This is a genomic window from Leptospira paudalimensis, assembly GCF_026151345.1.
Taxonomy (GTDB): domain Bacteria; phylum Spirochaetota; class Leptospiria; order Leptospirales; family Leptospiraceae; genus Leptospira_A; species Leptospira_A paudalimensis.
Map to the genome: position 1 here is coordinate 3,285,731 of NZ_JAMQPR010000001.1, position 14,455 is coordinate 3,300,185.

14 protein-coding genes are annotated in these 14,455 nt (G+C 38.1%); 9 read left to right on the plus strand and 5 right to left on the minus strand.

Annotated features, from left to right (window positions below; genetic code table 11):
* Positions 1-3: 3 nt before the first annotated feature.
* From ND855_RS15180 to ND855_RS15190, 3 genes are read right to left on the minus strand one after another with little or no spacing between them, the layout of a single operon-like run.
* A complete protein-coding gene (locus ND855_RS15180) occupies positions 4-843 on the minus strand; it encodes a hypothetical protein (protein ID WP_265359036.1) in 840 nt (279 codons plus the stop codon).
* Positions 844-2,121, minus strand: coding sequence for a phosphoribosylamine--glycine ligase (purD, locus tag ND855_RS15185; RefSeq protein ID WP_265359037.1), 1,278 nt, complete (start codon positions 2,119-2,121; stop codon positions 844-846). It abuts the gene before it with no gap.
* Positions 2,111-4,795 (minus strand): valine--tRNA ligase, encoded by a 2,685-nt coding sequence (locus ND855_RS15190; protein WP_265359038.1) that lies wholly within the window; start codon positions 4,793-4,795, stop codon positions 2,111-2,113. The genes purD and ND855_RS15190 overlap by 11 nt, the downstream gene beginning before the upstream one ends.
* A gap of 118 nt (positions 4,796-4,913) precedes the next feature.
* Here ND855_RS15190 and ND855_RS15195 point away from each other — a divergent pair, with 118 nt between their 5' ends.
* The 6 genes from ND855_RS15195 (at position 4,914) to ND855_RS15220 (ending at position 9,892) form a co-directional block, all read left to right on the plus strand.
* Positions 4,914-5,063 (plus strand): hypothetical protein, encoded by a 150-nt coding sequence (locus tag ND855_RS15195; RefSeq protein WP_012387282.1) that lies wholly within the window; start codon positions 4,914-4,916, stop codon positions 5,061-5,063.
* A gap of 31 nt (positions 5,064-5,094) precedes the next feature.
* Entirely contained in the window at positions 5,095-5,541 is a 447-nt protein-coding gene (locus tag ND855_RS15200; protein ID WP_265359039.1) for a thioredoxin family protein, read from the plus strand.
* Between the two features lie 13 nt (positions 5,542-5,554).
* Positions 5,555-6,082, plus strand: coding sequence for a hypothetical protein (locus ND855_RS15205; RefSeq protein WP_265359040.1), 528 nt, complete (start codon positions 5,555-5,557; stop codon positions 6,080-6,082).
* A gap of 30 nt (positions 6,083-6,112) precedes the next feature.
* Positions 6,113-7,537 carry a glycan biosynthesis hexose transferase WsfD gene (wsfD, locus tag ND855_RS15210; protein WP_265359041.1) on the plus strand — a complete coding sequence of 475 codons (1,425 nt, stop codon included), beginning with the start codon at positions 6,113-6,115 and terminating at the stop codon, positions 7,535-7,537.
* Positions 7,538-7,731: 194 nt separating this feature from the next.
* Positions 7,732-9,150, plus strand: coding sequence for a flavin-containing monooxygenase (locus tag ND855_RS15215; protein WP_265359042.1), 1,419 nt, complete (start codon positions 7,732-7,734; stop codon positions 9,148-9,150).
* The gene (locus ND855_RS15220) at positions 9,107-9,892 is read left to right on the plus strand and encodes a M23 family metallopeptidase (protein ID WP_265359043.1); all 786 of its coding nucleotides are present in this window, start codon (positions 9,107-9,109) and stop codon (positions 9,890-9,892) included. Before ND855_RS15215 ends, ND855_RS15220 begins: the two co-directional genes overlap by 44 nt.
* Positions 9,893-9,897: 5 nt before the next feature.
* Here the strand turns inward: ND855_RS15220 and ND855_RS15225 are convergent, their stop codons facing one another.
* On the minus strand, positions 9,898-10,209 hold the full coding sequence (locus ND855_RS15225) for a hypothetical protein (RefSeq protein ID WP_100719250.1): 312 nt from the start codon (positions 10,207-10,209) through the stop codon (positions 9,898-9,900).
* 80 nt (positions 10,210-10,289) lie between these two features.
* Complete coding sequence (locus tag ND855_RS15230) at positions 10,290-11,882, minus strand: sodium:solute symporter family protein (protein WP_135663204.1); 1,593 nt, start codon at positions 11,880-11,882, stop codon at positions 10,290-10,292.
* A 179-nt stretch (positions 11,883-12,061) separates the two neighbouring features.
* Here ND855_RS15230 and ND855_RS15235 point away from each other — a divergent pair, with 179 nt between their 5' ends.
* The 3 genes from ND855_RS15235 to ND855_RS15245 all read left to right on the plus strand — a co-directional run bounded on the left by ND855_RS15235 (position 12,062) and on the right by ND855_RS15245 (position 14,452).
* Positions 12,062-12,205 carry a hypothetical protein gene (locus ND855_RS15235; protein WP_015677411.1) on the plus strand — a complete coding sequence of 48 codons (144 nt, stop codon included), beginning with the start codon at positions 12,062-12,064 and terminating at the stop codon, positions 12,203-12,205.
* 118 nt (positions 12,206-12,323) lie between these two features.
* Positions 12,324-13,496, plus strand: a complete 1,173-nt coding sequence (locus tag ND855_RS15240) for an ACP S-malonyltransferase (protein WP_135662278.1) — start codon at positions 12,324-12,326, stop codon at positions 13,494-13,496.
* Entirely contained in the window at positions 13,496-14,452 is a 957-nt protein-coding gene (locus tag ND855_RS15245; RefSeq protein WP_265359044.1) for a helix-turn-helix transcriptional regulator, read from the plus strand. Before ND855_RS15240 ends, ND855_RS15245 begins: the two co-directional genes overlap by 1 nt.
* Positions 14,453-14,455: the final 3 nt, after the last annotated feature.

The window sequence follows — 14,455 nt, forward strand, 5'->3', positions numbered from 1 at the left end:
AGATTAAAACAAAGAATCTTTACGTAAACGTTCCACTTCCCATTGGAATGTGATTTCTCTCAGTTGAGGAGTATTTCCTTCTACAGTTCCCACTAGAGAATAACTCGATTCTTTTCCATAACTATCAGGTAACCGTTTCAAGATGAATTTTCCTGATTTGATGAGTTCGATTACATGAAGTAAAAATGGATCCTTTTCTTTTCGGCTCATCTCTTCCATTGCATAATAGAATGTAGATAAACCTTTATAAAACCAATCAATGTATTCGTTTTTGCCCCTTGGCCAAATTTGTTCCAATCGAATCTCTGATTCTTGTACAAGTGACTTACCTAAAAAAGGTTTTTGTAACACTCGGCATTGGAAATAAATTTCAAAATTTAAATCCCTGTCGCCACCTTTTTCATAATCTACACCGATCCATCTGATCCAAGATTTTTTTTCTTTGATGGGAAGGGCTGGAATGAGAGCAAACAGATACCCTTGGTCTTTAAAAATCCTTTCATGAGCCAAATGTTCCAAAATTTCAAGTGGGATCATATAATGACCCTTTGACCATTCAATCACATAAGGAATGGATTCTAATTGTAAATATTCTGGAGGTGTTTCCGTGCGAGTGATATCACCAAACTGAGTTAAGATGAAGATGAAGGAAAGTAACTCTTGGCGACTGAGACTTGACAAAACACTGACAGAACCACTCAAGTTTTGTAGGGCTCTTCGGATCATCAAATGTTGTTGGAGTTGAGTTTGGTTTTCAGATAAAATAATCCCTAGGTGTTTTTCAAAATTGCGAAGTTTAGAACGTTCGCAAGATTTAAAATTTCCTGAGAGACTAAATGGCACTTACAGAGCTCTCCTACCAATATCTTTTCGATAAAATGTATTTGGTGCTTTTACTTTCGACAGAAATACATAACAATCATTAATCGCATCTTTTAAACTGGATCCAAACGATGTGATCCCAAGGATACGTCCACCACTGGCAAGGATCGTTTGGTTTTCTTTTTTTGTTCCTGCATGGTATACTACCACATTCCCTTCGTTTGGTGGAATTTCTAACACCATTCCTTTTTCAGGAGCATCAGGGTATCCTTTTGCCGCAAGTACGACAATTGCAGAAGAGCCAGATTTCAATTTTAAATTCCTTTCTGGTAAATTACCTGTAGCAGATGCATAAAAAATCGGCAAAATGTCTTCATCAAGTAATCGTAACACACATTGTGTTTCAGGATCACCAAACCGACAATTGAATTCGACCACATTGGGTTCCCCTTCTTTTGTGATCATTAGACCCACGTATAATAGTCCTTTGTAAGGATGTCCTGCATTACGAAAGTCTTCTAACATTGGTTCGATGATTCTCGATTTAACTTTTGAAAGTACAACATCAGTCACAATTGGTGCTGGTGCATACGCTCCCATCCCACCTGTGTTTGGTCCAATGTCTCCATCGTAAGCACGTTTGTGGTCTTGGGCAGCAGGCAAACACATATACCTGTCTCCATCGGTAATGACAAATAAAGAAGCTTCTTCCCCTTCTAAAAAGGATTCGATGACTACTTTGTTTCCACTTTGACCAAATTTTGATTCTAAAAATATTTCATCTAATGCTCGTTTGACTTCTTTCAATTCAAAAGCAACTGTAACACCTTTTCCCGCTGCCAAACCATCTGCTTTGACAACCATTGGTAACATTTCTTTTTGAGCATAACTCCAAGCCGATTCATGGTCTGTAAATACAGCAAAAGAAGCTGTGGGAACTTTTGCTCGTTTCATCATTTCTTTTGCAAAATGTTTACTACCTTCTACCTGTGCACAATAGGCAGATGGACCAAAACAAGGGATACCAACTTCATCACACCAATCGGCAATTCCATTGACAAGTGGGTCTTCTGGTCCCACCACAACAAGATTTGTTTTGGAAATCTTTATATATTCTAAAAACTTAGATTTATCAGTAATGGAAATTTCATCTGCTCCAAGCAGGAGCTCAGTTGCAAATCCTCCATTTCCTGGGAATACCTTCAACGATTCCAAAGAGTTAGATTTTGAGATCACGTCCGCTAATGCGTGTTCTCTGCCACCACTTCCAAGAAGTAAAACTTTATATTTATGTTCCAATTTTTTCTAACGCCCTAATTGTACTTTCTAATTTCTCTTTCCAAGTATTGTACTTTTCTCTTTCTTTCTCAACTACATCTGGTTTTGCTTTTTCCAAAAAGGATGGATTGTTAATTTTGTTTTCTAACTTTTCCATTTCGGATTGGATTTGTTTTTTTTCTTTCTCCAATCTTTGTTTTTCCTTTTCGAAATCAAAAATCCCCTCGAGTGGTAAAATGATTTCTCCAATCGAGAATGCACCGACTGAGTCTGTGTTTTTTAATTCATAGGAATCTAAAAATTCCAAACTCTCTGCTTTGGATAATTGAAGGATGGATTTACTTTCTCGTTCCATCATTTCTTTTAATTCTTTATTTGCACATTTGAGGATGACCTTACATTTTTTTTCAGGTTTTACTCCGAGCTCAGCTCGCATGTTTCGAATTTTGGTAATGATCTCACGAACAAGTTCCATCCGAACCACAGCAGGTGAAGTTTCCGAAACTCCATAGGCTTTTGGAAATTCTGTTTTTGCGAGTTCCTTTGACTCCAGAAGGGAATGGATTTCCTCTGTGATGAATGGCATAAAAGGATGAAGGAGTCCGAGTGATTTTTTTAAAACACTTACAAGCACTTGGCGTGCTTTTTCCGCAGACTCTGGAGTGACATTTCCATACACACGAGCTTTGGTTAGTTCCAAATACCAATCGCAAAACGAACCCCATACGAAATCATAAATCGCATTCGCCATTTCAAAGAAAAGGTAACCAGAGTAAGCTTTTTCATATCGACCAAGCATCAAATCAAATTCATGTAAGATCCAAAGGTCAGTGTCTTCCAATGCATTTAAATCAGGTTCTTTAGGAGAAAAGTCCTCTGGCAAATTCATAAAAATGAATCGACTAGAATTCCAAATTTTATTACAGAAGGAACGATAACCATCTAACCTAGATTCGTCGAAGAGAATATCTTTTCCTTCCGGTAACACTGCAGCCAAAAAGAATCGGAAAGAATCCGTTCCGTATTTGGACATCATATCCAAAGGATCTACTACGTTACCGAGTGACTTACTAAACTTCTTTCCGTCTTTGTCACGAACAAGACCATGAATAAGCACTTTATGAAACGGGACATCGCCCATAAATTTGAGTCCGTTCATAATCATACGAGCAACCCAAAAGAAGATGATATCAAATCCTGTGACGAGAACTGAAGTTGGGTAATACTGTTTGAGTTCTTCTGTTTTTTCTGGCCAACCAAAAACGGAAAATGGCCAAAGCCCAGAAGAGAACCAAGTGTCTAATACATCTTCGTCTTGTTTGATGGTGTCGGCAGTAATAGAGATTCCTTTTTTCTGAAACAATGAAATGGCTTCCTCTAAAGACTCTGCTACCACCATATCACCGTTTGGTGCATAGTAAGCAGGGATTCGGTGTCCCCACCACAATTGCCGAGAGATACACCAATCGCGGATATTTTCCATCCACTCAAAGTAGGTTTTTTCCCACATCTTTGGTTGGAACTGAACCTTTCCTGATTTGACAACTTCGATTGCTGGTTTTGCAAGGGATTCAATTTTCACAAACCATTGTGTGGATAACAATGGTTCAATGACAGCCCCACCTCTTTGGTTATGGCCGACACTGTGGACATGGGTTTCTATTTTTTCAATATAACCTTTGGATTCTAATTCTTCTACAACACGTTTGCGTGCTTCAAAACGATCCAAACCATTGTACTTACCTGCATGGTCATTGAGTGTACCATCCAGATTCATAATGTTGATAGGTGTGAGTTTTAGTCGTTGGCCCGCTTCATAGTCATTTGGGTCATGAGCTGGTGTGATTTTCACAAGGCCCGATCCAAATTCTTGGTCGACAAAGGAATCAAACAAAACTGGAATTTCTTTTTCTGCGATTGGTAAAAATACAAATTTATCTTTTAAAGCCGAATAACGTTTGTCATCTGGGTGAGCACAAACTGCCACGTCACCAAACATTGTTTCTGGCCTTGTTGTCGCTACAACAATGTATTCCCCTGCACTTAATGTTTTTGGGTCTTTGGATTTGAATTCAGCTTTTGGGTATTTGATATGATAAAGTTTGCCTTGTTTTTCCTTGTATTCTACTTCAATATCAGAAATGGCAGTTTTGGTAACAGGACACCAATTGATGATACGTTCCCCACGGTAAATCAAACCTTCATCAAATAATGTGCGAAATACTTTGATGACGGCTTTAGATAAACCTTCATCAAAAGTAAAACGTTCTTTGGACCAATCAACTGACTCACCGAGTAACCGTTGTTGTTTGGCAATCATTCCACCTGAGTGTGCTTTCCATTCCCAAACTTTTTCGATGAATCCTTCGCGAGTAAAATCAGTTCTGGATTTTCCATCTTTTGCCAGTTCGCGTTCCACAACAACTTGTGTCGCAATCCCAGCATGGTCCATCCCTGGAACCCAAACCACGTTTTTCCCTTTTTTCCGTTCAATGCGTATAATGATGTCTTGGATGGTATGATTGAGTGCATGCCCAATGTGTAAATTCCCAGTGACATTTGGTGGTGGGATGACAATGGAAAACGTTTCTTTGCGCGAAGTATCAGGAGCAAAGGTTTTTTTTTCTTCCCAGATTTGGTTCCACTTTGGTTCTACAGATTCAGGATCGTAACGGTCAGGTAGATGTGATTTCATAAGGTCGATCGATTTCTTGGACTTTACTATGTTTCGCAGTGAGTATTGGGGTCAAGGATGAAACAAAGTCTCTTAGGTTCGCATTGACAGAAAGCTGGACTAAAAGAATCTGGTCGGCATGAACGCAAAAACAGCAAAAATCCTCGGCAAATATGCAACCTTCAAAGGTGTTTCAGAGAAACAATTGAAACGTGATTGGTTGTCTCTTTCGCATATCGAGAAAGACAAAAAAAGACAAGAAATCTTAAAAGAAATCGCGAAAAAATAATCGAAGCGGAAGGATCCTTCCGCATTTTTTTATGGAACACCGATTCCAATCGATTCTCTCACTACTCATTTTGAGTATCACACTCTTACCTACTTCTCACTGCTCCAAACAAAGAGACATAATTCTCACCCAATACGAGTCGTCCTTAGCAAAAGCGAATTTGGAAAATCGGAAACTCATCGTTGTCTTTGGTGCCGATTGGTGCCCCGACTGTAAGGCATTAGATGGAATTTTTGCCGATCCAGAAACCAAAACTTTACTCGATTCAGAATTTGTTGTGATGAAGGTTGATGTTGGTCGATTTGACAAAAACTTAAGTCTCAATGAACTACTAGGAAATCCAATTCAAAATGGAATCCCATCACTTGTTGTTATTTCACCCAAAGGGGAATTCATAACCTCTACAAAAGGTGGTGAATTTTCTAACGCAAGTAAGATGACAAAAGAACAAGTACTCGCATATTTATATAAACTGTAAAAAGGGAAACATCATGAAACTAAATACTCCAATTTACCTCAGTCATTCACTCTCAATTGGATTCAAACTCCTTTTCCTTTTTAACATTTTGGTTGTTTCTTCTCTCATAGCTGAAGAACCGACAATCCAAACTTTGAAAGTTGGTGACTCACTCCCTGAAATTCCTTATACCAACCAATGGGAAGAACCAAGTCCCATCCCAAAGGAAACCATTAAAGTATTCTTCATTTCAGATATGGATGCGAGTAAGATTATCCATCCCATCTTGGAGAAGGAAAACAAAGGGTATTTGGAATCCAAACAAGCAGTTCTCATTTCCGACATCCATAGAATGCCAAGCCTCATCACAAGATTTGTGGCACTTCCTAAAATGAAATCCTATCCATATACTCTTCGTTTGGTGAGAGAAGAAAAATTAGCGGATCCATTTCCTAGGACAAAAGGTTCCGTGACAATGATCCAATTAAAACAAGGGAAAATTACAAAAATTCATATTTCGAATGTAGAAAAGGAAGTGAAGGATTTTTTAGAAAGTTTGTAATAGCCAAAAATTAAGTAAATCCTATTCCAAATGGAAAAAATTTTTCAATCTAAGCTAAAAACTTATCTATATGATTCTATCCTTATCTTTTTTCTTATCAAATCTATATTCTTTCTTATTTCTTCACCGTTAAAAGGATATGCCAACAATTTTGATGCGAATCGATATACCAGATGTTATGCAGTTTTCCCAGTAGACAACTCACTAATCGAAAAAGCACATAGTAAACCGATTAAAGAGTATGAATACAAAGGTTTTTTTAACAATCCATTAATTGAATACGATTTTGACTCGTGTTTTGTTAGCACTGAACTCATTTTTCAATTCCCCACATTTTTATATTCATCCGTTTTGAATGAGAAATTTCAATTACAATCGATCGGTATCGTTCGTATTCTCTCTATCGTTATTTTTTTAAGTTTATTTCATTTGAAAAATCGACTATCTACTTTTCAGAAAGTCCAGATTTTAATATTAACGTTTTTAATTTCCGACCCAGCTGTTTTACTCTATTTTAATACATTTTATGCCGAACCCTCGGGCATCATCTTTTTAACATTTCTGTTCATTATCTTATCCCAACTTCAAATTAGTTATAACAATAAACTTAACTACTTTTTATTCTTCTTTGCCATTCTGCTCTTTTTTACGAAAAAACAATATTCTCCATTAGCCATTGTTTTTATTGGCGTAAGTATTTTTTATTTCATTAAGAGGAATAAGACCAAAAGAAAAACACAACTTACAAAATATGTTTCTATCTTAATCATAACTCTGGTTAGCTGTGTTTTACTTTATAAAAAAAGTCATTATGATGATTCATTTATTAAAGAAATTAATAAAACAAATACGATTTTAGGGTTTGTTTTTAAATATTCCAAACCAGCACAAATTCAAGAAAATTTTCAATTAAACAAACAATGTGAGAATTACATTGGTAAAAATTGGTTTGAAGGCCAGTTCTGGAATGGTCATCCATGTCCTGAGATCATGAACATCGGGTATTCAAAATTAATATTATTTTTAATGAAAAATCCAAATTTGTTTTTTGATTTAACCAACCATGCACTCATTGAAACAAAAGGATGGATCAACTTTGAATACCCACAGACAGAAGAAGGTAAATTAGGGGAAGATATTTTTACTCTAAACCATCAAATCATAGCATTACAAAGCCAGTATTTTACTTATTTATTCTATTTTCCTATATTTGTCTTTATGTTATTATTAAGTCCATATGTCCGGAAAAATTTTCCCGCCAAACATTACCTAATCACAATTCTGTTACTCTATCTTAGCTTTTATGCAACCATTTTCGGTGATGGAACCTTTGAACTAACAAAACATTTGTTTGTTTTTTATTTTATCTTCTTATACTTTTATTGTTCCTTATCCTTTCAAATTTTATTTGTTTTTCTAAGGGAAACCAAATACCTATTTCGAAAGCCATTCTAATTCACATTTGATTTTTTTCTAACCATCGGGAATTTCACAATTTTACCTTTGGTTCAGGATCGATCTGTCGCCTATTTAAACTCAATTCAGTTACTTTTTTCTATCATTGTGTAAAATCTACTTGATAACGATGTTCTTGATTCTAAACATTTGTCCCTAAAGTAAATCTGTAACAAGAGTAAGAGAGATCCCTTATGGCACTTCCTAAAGTATGTGTAATTGGAGCTGGTTCTTCTGGAATCACCGTCATCAAATCCTTAAAAGAACACGGCATTCCGTTTGATTGTTATGAAAAGGGAAGTGATGTTGGTGGCAACTGGCGTTACAAAAATGACAATGGCCTGAGTAATATTTATAAATCCTTACACATCAACACCCATCGGGACAGAATGGAATACCGTGATTTCCCAATGCCAACAAACTACCCTGATTATCCCAATCACGAGCCCATCCAACAATACTTTTTATCCTATGTAGACCACTTTGGACTTCGCAAACACATCCAATTCAAAAATGGAGTGAAAAAAGCCGAACGTACAGAAGATGGTCTTTGGAGGATCACACCAGAAAAAGGACCTACACAAATCTATGATGTGTTAGTTGTTGCGAATGGCCATCACTGGAGTGAACGTTGGCCCGACCCGGCTTTCCCGGGAAAATTTTCCGGACAAACCATCCATTCACATTCCTATGTAGACCCAAAAACACCTGTTAACTGCGAAGGAAAAAACGTAGTGGTTCTTGGCATGGGGAATAGTGCCATGGATATCTCGGTAGAATTATCGAGACCTGGTGTTGCTAAAAAAGTATTTTTGTCCGCAAGGAGAGGTGCGTATGTCATCCCCAATTATCTCTTTGGAAAACCATTAGACAAATTAACCGAATACACTCCGCATTGGGTTCCATTTTTCATCCAACAAACACTCGCTCACCTTCTAATTCGTTTTGGAGTGGGGAAAATGGAAGACTTTGGTTTACCAAAACCAGATCATAAATTTGGGTCTGCTCACCCAACCATTTCCCAAGACTTACTTGTGAGACTTGGCCGAGGTGATATCAAACCAAAACCTGTGATCACCGAACTCCGTGGCAAAAAAATTGCCTTTGCCGATGGTACCGAGGAAGATGCGGATGTTCTCATTTACTGCACAGGGTATAATATCAAATTTCCTTTTTTTGAAGAAGATTTTCTCTCTGCGCCAAACAATTATATCCCACTTTATTATAAGATGATGAAACCCGGGATTCACAATTTGTTTTTTGTGGGCCTCATGCAACCGTTAGGTGCCATTATGCCACTAGCAGAATGCCAAGGGAAATGGATTTCTCAGTACCTAACTGGAAACTATGTTTTGCCATCCAAAGAAGAAATGGAAAGAAGCATTCTAAAAGATGAGAAGGCGATGAAAAAAAGGTATGTGAATAGTACAAGGCATACCATCCAAGTGGACTATGATAGTTTTTTGTATGATATGAAAAAAGAAATGGAACAAGGTAAAAAAAGAGCAGCAAAGGAAGGAAACCATTTGCCAATCGAAGCATGTGCCATGTACCATTCAGAGAAGAGCCATGTTCTTTCTTCTCGCAAACAAAAACAGTTGGTATCCAAGTAAAACAATCCATTTGTCACGTTCGTACAAAAACACAATCTGTTTCCTAACACTTCTCATCCTAGGAACAGGTTGTGCCTCCAAAGGGTATTCCTACCAAGGAAATCCACTTTTTGGTTGGATGGAAGCATCCGGGGAAGTGCGAACCACTGACCCCTTCCCCATCCTCAAACGGTATCCAACATTCCATGCAATTGATTTTGAATTCCCTGTCGGGGGAAAGTATGCAGATGGGTATTACCTAGCGCAAAAGTTTGGTGCTGAAAATGCAAAATTTGGTGGGAGAAAACACCTAGGTGAAGATTGGAATGCACTCACTGGTGGTGACTCTGATTATGCAGCCCCGGTTTATGCCTTTGGTAATGGAGTCGTTTCCGAAATTGCTGATTATGGTGGTGGTTGGGGAAAGGTGATTCGGATTGTCCACCAGCAGAACTTGCCAAATGGAAAATTCTATTATTTAGAAACAGTATATGCTCATCTCCACACAATCGATGTAGAACCAGGTCAACTTGTGAAAAAAACGGAATGGATTGGAACCATTGGTGATGCGGGAGGAAGTTATCCCGCCCACCTCCACTTTGAGTTACGATCTAAAATTGGTGCCCCGTTAGGTGGGGGTTATGGCCTGAATACGGACGGATTTTTACCACCAACGCGGTGGCTGATGCAATACGGTCCCAAAGAAAAGTCATTTAGTGAAGAGACCTTCCAATGGATGGGAGAAAAAAACGGAACCCTTTGAAGGAATTAGAAACTCCTGATAAACTCCAACACTTCGTCTTCTTTTTCAGCATTTGTGTCATAAAAATTACAATGGATTTCGTATAAGTCTTCCTGATCCACTTTCTCTGACTTTAAGGTTTTCACAAGAAAGTCGATTGAACCTGTCATCGAAATCATTTTTAAAGATATTTTTAAAATCGAAGGCACTTCAATGTCATAAGGATGGAAAAATTTGATTCCCCGGGCACTGATATGTTTTTTCGAATCGTAATCCTTTAATGATTCCAATTGAACTTCAAAAGTTGAGGGTATTTCGGTATAATGATTTGGTTTCATAGTCTTTGTGTATACTGCAACAAACATAGGATTCAGAATACTCGTATTCAATTACTATTTTATTACGGATGTATAAATCTTTATGCAAAAACGACATTAAACCCAGCAAGTAGGACAAGTAAGATCACACCCCAAGCTAAAATCCGTGGGTCCCAGAAGGCATTGGTTTTGTCTCTGTTTGCATATACTAACCCATGTAAGTCTCTATTTGGATCCTCATTTTCGATGAAACTGACAACAACCATCACTAGAAAACAAAACACTCCCGAATAAATAGCACCATAAAAATTTGATACCATATCCGATTTGTAATATAAAATTTTGTTAACATACAAAAAGTAATGCAAAAGCCCACTTGCCGTACCCACTAACATTCCATAAAAGGCACTCCACTTAGATGCTTTTTTCCAAAACATCCCCAGTAAAAAAATCGAGATCAGTGGTGCATTAAAAAACGAAAAGAGTAATTGGATGTAATTCATGATGTTTTCAAATTGCATCGCAATGTATGAAGTAAATATGGCAAACACGACAGCAACCATCGTACTTTGTTTTCCTATTTTTAAATAGGTTTTGTCATCTTCGCCTTTGTTGATATAGGTTTGGTAAATATCGTAGGTAAAAATTGTATTCATTGCTGTGACAGAACTAGACATCCCCGCCATAAAGGCAGCGAGTAGTGCCGTTGTGCCAAGTCCTAACATTCCTGATGGATAAAAGTTCTTTAATAAAATCAGAAAACTTTTATTGTACTCTCCATTCATTTCTGAGGAATATTCAGCAAGTGCAATAAGACCTGGAATGACAGTGAGAAATGGTAAAAACAATTTAAACATCGCACCGATGAGTGGTGTTCTTCTTGCGGCTCTGTAATCTTTGGCAGCCATAGCCCTTTGCACCTCTGCAAACCCACAAGTCCAATAGGAAAAAGACAAAACAAATCCAAGTCCCACTGTGACACTAAGAACATCCCAACCAAGTTCATTTTGTCCACCAGGTAATCCTACCCACATATGTTTGTGAGACTCTGGTATTTTTTGCATGAGTCCATCCCAACCACCTAACCTTGTTAAACCGACAATGACCAATGGAAAGAGCCCGAGCACAGTAAGAAAAAACTGCATCACTTCTGTATAAATGGATGAACTAAGTCCTCCGAAGTAAGTATAAATGAGAACAATGAGGGCACTAAATAAAATGGATAAGTGCGGGTTCCAACCAAATAGAGTTTCGAACACTAGGGATAAGGAATAGAGGTAAATTCCAGAACCTAACGCAAGTGATAACAAAGTGATGAGTGAATTTACGAGATGGGCAGGTCTGTTAAAACGGTAACGTAAGTATTCGGGAACACTTCGTATCTTTGTCGAATAATAAAACGGCATCATAAAGATCCCAAGAAAAATCATCCCTGGAATGGCACCTAAGTAATAAAAATGGAAGGTCAAAAACCCGTATTCTGCACCACTCGCACTCATTCCTAACAATTCTAAGGCGGAAATATTAGCCGAAATGAAGGCAATCCCAGTGATCCAACTGGGGATTTTCCGCCCAGCCAGTAAAAAATCCGTAGAATGGTTCATGGATCGTTTCAAAAGCATCCCAATCACCACCATAAAACCTACAAATACAAGGATAATCGCGTAATCAATGGGCTTTAAGGCAACAAACATAGGTTTGAAAGGGAATCCGAGAAAAAGACTTTGTAAAGTGGAAATCCCAAACTGGTGCCTTCCTCCCATATTTTCCTTAAAAATTTTCCAAAGTCGCCGACAAACCTAGTAACACTTTCTTTGAAAAAGACTTTTCGAATTATGTCACATTGATAGATTCGGAAACACCAGGAGGATCTATGTTCTACCTTCTCTTAGCCCTTCTCCATGAAGATTATGCTTCTGGGAGAATTGATTTTGCTACCTATTTTGAAAATACGGTCCTCCTTGCCCTCGACCACGAACGTATCAAATCCAATTTAGAACAAAGCAAAGCCGCCTAAATCGAATTCTCATATCCATATCCTGGGGGTGTACAACCAGTCCTTCCAGGAATTTTCTCCTTGTTCTGAGAAGTCCTCTCTGTACGGTAACAGAAAAATCATTTCTCAGGAAGATCCAATGACTTCGGCAAAACTCCTTACCGGTACCCTCCAAAATTCGCAAAAATTTTTCCTTCAATTCGGAGGACAGGGTTCCCCTTACCTCAAAGAACTCGTAAAATTGTATGCAGAACCAGAATTAAAAGAATTTTTCGAAACTAGTTTCAAAACTCTTGGTGAAATTGCGGCTCGAGATGGAAAAAACCCTCTCTTAAACGAAGGACTTGATTTTAAGTCTTGGATTGAAAATCCAGATGGAGCACCAAACGAAGATTATTTGGCTCGTGCACCTATTTCTGTTCCTGGGATTTTTATGACCCAAATTGCAAACTATGTTTTGGTTTCCAAACGTGGTTACCCTACAGCAGACCTCATGAAAGCAACGGGTGCAGCGAGTGGTCATAGCCAAGGTGTGATTGCTTCTGCACTCATCGGTCTTGGAAAAGAAGGTGCAGATTTCTTAAAAGCTTACTCTGACTTCTTAAAATTTGTTTTTTATCTTGGATTCAATGGACAAAAAGTATATCCTAACTTCCAAGTTTCCGAAGACATCGTCAAAGAAAACGAGGCAAACGGTGACAAAAACCCAGCACCAATGGTCGCGGTGATTGGTTACACAAAAGACGAACTCGAAGACCGAGTGAAAAAAACAAACGAATCTCTTGGACTCAAAGGACAAGACACAGTGTTTATCTCTCTTTACAACACTCCTGACTCCATGATCCTTTCTGCACTTCCATCTTCTCTTCTCGCCTTCCGTAAACAATGGAAAGCAGAAATGGACGAAAAGAAATTTAAGTTTGTCTACTTAAAAACTACTGCACCTTTCCACTGCCCATTTATGGAATCTTCACTTGATAAGTTCAATGCAGAAGATGCTTCTGTGGTTCCATTCCCATACACTGGTGCTGATTTAAAGGTTCCTGTTTACAGCATCTATGATGGTCACAACTTACAAAAAGATGGAAACCTTCGTGACATCCTTTTCAAAATGGTACTCATTGAACCACTTTACTGGGATTTGGCGATCGCTCCTATTTTTAACGACAGTGCGATAACTACCATTATTGACTTCGGACCAAGTGTTGTGAGCCAAAGACTTACTGGTGGACATCTCAAAGCAAAAAACATCGAAAAACAATCTTTATGTGCTTCTAACGCAAAAGAACTAAAGGTGATTCTCGAAGTTTAATGAACCCTTCTACAGCTCGGGCCGCTTCTAAATTAAATCTAATCCGCCTTCTGGCTTCACATCCAGAAGGATTGTCATTAGAAGAAATCCAAGGAGTGACAGGACACAAATCCATATCCTCTCTCAAAAAAGATTTGGGAGAGTTGTATATGATTGAGATGTATCCTTACTCACCAACAGATGCTGTGGATTTAGACTTTGATGGGGATAAGGTAAAAATCAGACTCCCCATTGCAGTTGATTCTGCCCTTCCCCTTTCCCCTAAAGAATGGGCAAACCTTCGCTCGTTACTTGTTTCTGATACAGGACAAAAAAATCCCTCAACCAAACAATCCATCTTACAAAAAATAGATTCTGTTTTGCCATCGGGAGAATGGTCACCTCATCAAAAAACAAAAGAGACCATCCAAGATGCCATTCGTTCCCAAAAAACTCTAACAATTGTTTATTGGAAACGCAACACCAAAGAAAAAGAAACTAGAACTCTTGCTCCATGGTTATTACTGGAAGAAAATGAATCTTACTTACTCGCGTATGATTTAAAAAAGGAAGGATTTCGTTCCTTCCGATTGGATTATATTTTAGATGTAACTCTTACCGATTTAGAATTTCCTAAATTACCAGAAACTGCTGGTGAGTTTTTAGTAGGTTTCCAACAAAAGTTCCAAAATGAAACAAGTTCCGAAACAAATGTAACTCTATGGGTGACAGACTCAGCTTCCTACCACTTAGGTCTCAAACTCCCTTTAAAAGAAACAGGGAAGACAAAACAAATTGGAAACACAATGTATCGACAGTTCCAAACTCCGATGCGAGATGAAAATTGGCTCATCCAAACCATCCTTGGGTATGGACCATCCGTTTTAGTCGCGGAACCAAAAGAAATCCAAGACTCCATCAAACTCCATTTACAATCCATTTCCCTTTCGAAACAAAACGAGTCCGTCTCACAATAGAGG

What these genes read in the sequence shown, in the direction of transcription:
- ND855_RS15190 (WP_265359038.1), bottom strand. Translation starts at nt 4,795, where the DNA reads ATGAAATCACATCTACCTGACCGTTACGATCCTGAATCTGTAGAACCA.
- ND855_RS15220 (WP_265359043.1), top strand. Translation starts at nt 9,107, where the DNA reads ATGTTCTTTCTTCTCGCAAACAAAAACAGTTGGTATCCAAGTAAAACA.
- wsfD (WP_265359041.1), top strand. Translation starts at nt 6,113, where the DNA reads ATGGAAAAAATTTTTCAATCTAAGCTAAAAACTTATCTATATGATTCT.
- ND855_RS15235 (WP_015677411.1), top strand. Translation starts at nt 12,062, where the DNA reads ATGTTCTACCTTCTCTTAGCCCTTCTCCATGAAGATTATGCTTCTGGG.
- ND855_RS15230 (WP_135663204.1), bottom strand. Translation starts at nt 11,882, where the DNA reads ATGTTTGTTGCCTTAAAGCCCATTGATTACGCGATTATCCTTGTATTT.
- ND855_RS15205 (WP_265359040.1), top strand. Translation starts at nt 5,555, where the DNA reads ATGAAACTAAATACTCCAATTTACCTCAGTCATTCACTCTCAATTGGA.
- ND855_RS15200 (WP_265359039.1), top strand. Translation starts at nt 5,095, where the DNA reads ATGGAACACCGATTCCAATCGATTCTCTCACTACTCATTTTGAGTATC.
- ND855_RS15240 (WP_135662278.1), top strand. Translation starts at nt 12,324, where the DNA reads ATGACTTCGGCAAAACTCCTTACCGGTACCCTCCAAAATTCGCAAAAA.
- ND855_RS15215 (WP_265359042.1), top strand. Translation starts at nt 7,732, where the DNA reads ATGGCACTTCCTAAAGTATGTGTAATTGGAGCTGGTTCTTCTGGAATC.
- ND855_RS15225 (WP_100719250.1), bottom strand. Translation starts at nt 10,209, where the DNA reads ATGAAACCAAATCATTATACCGAAATACCCTCAACTTTTGAAGTTCAA.
- ND855_RS15195 (WP_012387282.1), top strand. Translation starts at nt 4,914, where the DNA reads ATGAACGCAAAAACAGCAAAAATCCTCGGCAAATATGCAACCTTCAAA.
- ND855_RS15245 (WP_265359044.1), top strand. Translation starts at nt 13,496, where the DNA reads ATGAACCCTTCTACAGCTCGGGCCGCTTCTAAATTAAATCTAATCCGC.